This window comes from Methanobrevibacter sp. (assembly GCF_045120835.1).
GTDB lineage: Archaea > Methanobacteriota > Methanobacteria > Methanobacteriales > Methanobacteriaceae > Methanocatella.
Genome location: NZ_JBGVFE010000027.1, coordinates 1 through 4,432, shown reverse-complemented (window position 1 = coordinate 4,432; position 4,432 = coordinate 1). Strand labels below are relative to the sequence as shown.

4 protein-coding genes are annotated in these 4,432 nt (G+C 31.5%); all 4 read right to left on the bottom strand.

The window, feature by feature from the left end; genetic code table 11:
* The coding region (locus ACJMLO_RS02790) for a glycosyltransferase family 2 protein (protein WP_405293713.1) at nucleotides 1-354 on the bottom strand (354 nt) is incomplete at its 3' end.
* A gap of 9 nt (nucleotides 355-363) precedes the next feature.
* A complete protein-coding gene (locus ACJMLO_RS02785; protein WP_405293711.1) occupies nucleotides 364-1,701 on the bottom strand; it encodes a hypothetical protein in 1,338 nt (445 codons plus the stop codon).
* A gap of 17 nt (nucleotides 1,702-1,718) precedes the next feature.
* On the bottom strand, nucleotides 1,719-2,774 hold the full coding sequence (locus tag ACJMLO_RS02780) for a glycosyltransferase family 2 protein (RefSeq protein ID WP_405293709.1): 1,056 nt from the start codon (nucleotides 2,772-2,774) through the stop codon (nucleotides 1,719-1,721).
* Nucleotides 2,775-2,782: 8 nt separating this feature from the next.
* A partial coding sequence (locus tag ACJMLO_RS02775) for a hypothetical protein (protein ID WP_405293707.1) occupies nucleotides 2,783-4,432 on the bottom strand: 1,650 nt, incomplete at its 5' end.

Genomic DNA, 4,432 nt, shown 5'->3' with positions numbered 1-4,432 from the left:
GAATTTGAACAATACCACATCTGATGAATTGGAAACTGCATTGTTGAATAACTTTTCTAAAGTGGTTAATTCAATATAATCATCCGAATCTAAAAAATAAACATAATCGGCACTTGCATCTTCCAGACCCCGGTTTCTAGCAGCACCAAGACCCTGATTTTCCTGTGATATAATCTTTATTCTGCCATCCTTTTGAGCATATTCATTTAAGATTGCTAATGAATTATCTGTTGAACCATCGTTAACGCAGATTATTTCAATATTGGCCAAGGTCTGATTACATACACTGTCCAGACACTCTTTTAAGTATTTTTCAACATTATAGACCGGAATAATTACGGATACATCGCACATAAATACACATCAGAACAATTTGAATTTTTTATTGGATTTCTTTAGCTCTTTGAGATCCTTTTTGAGCTTGATGTTCTTTCTGAATTCCTTTTCATACAATTCATTTAGGAAAGTCAGTCTCTTAATGTAATATTCCTCAAAGGAATACTCCTCATCGACAAATCCTCTGTCATTCAGTATTTTGACCAATTCCTCACCACAGCTTTTAAAATCACAAATATCCGATTTGTACCTGACATCAACATTTGATAAGGCGCTTCCTTTTTGTGAAATTGCCCAAATATCAGTGTCTGATCCCAGATAATCAGAAAATTTTGATGGGAAATAAGGATTGATTTTGTAACTTCCCTCGGTTATAACGTCATTTACAACCAGAACATCAAATTCTGTTGTTGCATTCAAGAATTCCAAATATTCCAAAGGTTTTTTAACAATGATATTATCCTTAAAAGACAATGGCAAAATCAGTCTTTTAATTAGCTTTTTGTCATTTATAAATAAATATAATTTGATTTTATCTTTAAACTTATGATTCAGAGATTCAAAAGCATAGAATAACGCTTCAAAATGCCTTTTTCCATAATAGTCCCCACCGAAATATGCGACATTTACAGATTCCCCATCCAACTGCAATCTTGAATCTGCAATATGATAGTAACTTTCATCCAATGTCGGATGCACCTTAACCTCACTTTTTCCAAAAGCATATTCATAAATGTCAATCGGAAATTGACTAAGCATTATTTCCCTTTGATTTTCATTTGTAAAAGTTATTTTATCTGCAAAGAGATACACCATATATTCACAAATAAAGTATGCAGAGACATTGTTTTCAACCAATGGAAAATCAGTACTGTTATTCTGGTTGAAGATGTTTATTCGATTGTTGATTTTTCTGATATACTCCTCATCATCAATCTGCATCTGCTTATATCTTTTAGGCCGGTTGGATAAATCATAAATTAAAGGGTCTGAAAACTCCGCCTTCCAAAAGCAGGATTCGTTTTTGAATTTATATTCTAAAGCCAAAAAATGATTTGCCATAAGCCAAGACCTGGAATAAATTCTTTTATAATTCCTTTTAATGGCTTTAATGCCCAATTTCGAAAATTTGAATATGCAATCGCTCCAGTCAACATCACAGTCCATGTCAATTAAAATTCTTTCATTAATATACTTGTCAACACATTGATTGAACTGTGAATCTACGTTATCCGGACATCTTGCCTGTAGGACATCAACAATTTCTCCATTTTCAATTATCCTTTTTGAAACTGTAATTCCCGAAACATAATCGGATGGCGGGAATAAAAAAGAAACTATTAATTCATCACTAACCTCTTGCATGATAATATTATTATTTTTCAATGCTTAAAAAGTTTTTTTAGATTTTGAATTTTTGAACCTTTGGATTTCTTCAGAGATTTTCTACTTAAGTCAAACTCATTTACTGACACTTCAAAATCCTTGTAATCATCGCATTCAATCGCTTTGTCGAATATGAACTTGCTTCTTTTACTGGCAATATCTAACGTTCCGTCTTCCTTCAGGCCCTGCCTTTTTGATGTGAAATCTCTTTTGATTAAATTGAAAAACTCTTTTTTGAATTCATCTGGAACCTGTGAAAACCTCAAATATATGTCTCGGCATCTTCTGTGAAATAGCTGGCCTTTCAATTCCTCATATCTTCCATACTTTCTGATGATTTGCTCAATTATATTATATATTTCAACGCAATCCTTGAATTTGGAAAAATTGGAATTGGTTATGGAATCGTTTCTAACACGTCTGTGATATAAATATTCATCAAAAACCATTGCCTTTTTAAGTTTAAACATTAACTCAATGAAAAAAGGATTGTCTTCAAATATAAGCCCTTGCCTAAATTCCATGTCCTCCAACAATTCCTTTTTATATAATTTGCCAGGAGCGGTTACAGGAATCCTGAAGAATTTACCTTTAATGTCTTCATAATTGAATACCTCACTTCCAACCATACCTTTCAAAACTGTCAGTTCGAAGTAGGAATATGTTGACTTTTCTCGAGTTTCATCATCAAAATTGATTATCTTAAATAAAATCAAGTCCAGAGATTTGTCAGATGCAATGGAATATAACTCCTCCAGAGCATTCAGAGTCAAATAATCATCTGAATCTAAAAATAAAATGTAATCTCCCTTTGCCTTATTCAAACCAGTGTTGCGTGCACTGGATAAACCCTTATTTTCCTGAGTAATAATCCTTAAGCGATTATCCTTCAAACGATAATCCTCCAAAATGGCAAGGGAATTATCGGTTGATCCATCATTTACACAAATTAGTTCAAACTCACCAAATGTTTGATTTAAAACACTGCCAATGCATTCGGGCAGATATTCAGCGGTATTGTAAATAGGTAAAATAACAGAGATTTTTGGCAAGATAGCACCTATTTGAAAATATTTTTAATATTATCAACCATCTTAACTGATTTTCTTGATTTGTACTCTTCAATATTCTTATTTAAATGAATATTATCATCTGACAACTGATTATTGGCATTAATCAATTCTTCATTTTTTGATTTGATTTCATCAATTTCATCATCATTTTTTGTGGAGGTCCTATTTGAAATAAATATCTTGTGCCTTTTATTTCTAAAGCGTATCTCATTGCTGCCGTAGACAAATCCGAATTCATTAACCAGCTTGATTGAGTTGAATGACTCCGGACTGTTTATCTCCCATTTATTAATTATATTGTTTGATATGTCTTTATATGGAATGACAAATATGAACACATTAGGATTGTTCTTTGAATGGATTGCAGGATACCTGACCTGCCTGAATGTGACATAATTAGTTAGAATTATATTTTTAACTTCATCTACAGCTTCACATTTGAATATGAACTCATCATCATCAAAAATAACATCCTTAATGAATATCTGATTTTCATTTCTTTTTTTTACATCAAGATATAGAATATTATTTATTCCAATACCCAAATCGATATCATAATCCGCATAGCGAATGGATTTCCTACTGTAATTCTTTAAAAGAACACTTTTATTAAATCCTTTTGCTTCATAAGACAGTTGAATTTTTAAATGATCCTTATCTTTAATATCATCCAGTGAAATTGTTATGCGATTTTTACGTACTTTTAAAGAAATTTCACCATCATTAGTAATCAGTTCTGCAGTTGTTTTATGAGGACAGTTGATTGGAGCAAACTCCAGATTCTGACTGAATTCCAAATAAAGCTTTCTGTTATCATTGAAAACATCAGTCAAATGAGCTTCAAGCTCTCCTTCTTTATAATCACAGGATTTATTGATATATTTTAAATATTTCTCATCAATATCCAATGGAATTTGCGGGTTTTCCTTTAACTCCTCTTCCATATGTGCAAAAAGCAACAATGAATAGACATCATAATTTTCAACCATTTTATACAGAAGTTTAAGATAGAAGTTCAAATCTTCTTTCAACTCGGAAGGAATGATATTTAATAGATTATTGGTGCCTTCAAGCAGTTCGGCATAGTATTTGCCAGAATAATTCCTTAATTTTTTAAGAGAGGTTTTCAAATCGTGAACCATCCATTTAGAGTAGACTATATTTTTCAGATAGTCATTTAACTCACATCTTTCCATTATTGAATTGTATATATTCAAAATCTCAAGCCTGTTTTTGAAATTCTTAACATCATTTTCTTTTTGTGTTATTGATGATTTGTCCTTTCTCAATCTCCAGAAATAGAAGATATTTCTTGAAAATCCAATGGATTCGGCAAAGATATATGCCTGCAGGGAAAACAGCAAATCCTCATAATAAATGTCCTTATCAATGAATCTGATGTTATACTTATCCAAAAATGATTTTTTGAATAATTTGTTACATGTAATTGTGTCCCACAAAACGTTAGGGTAATTTGTTAATTTGAATGATTTGATGTCTTCATTGAAGTCTTTAAACGCATTTTTAAATAGAACATTTTCCCAAATATTATATTCTCCGAATTTCAGAACGTTTCCAACAACAAAGTCATTATATGGATTGAAGTAATATAGGTTCTCATAAGCCTTAGGAGGCAG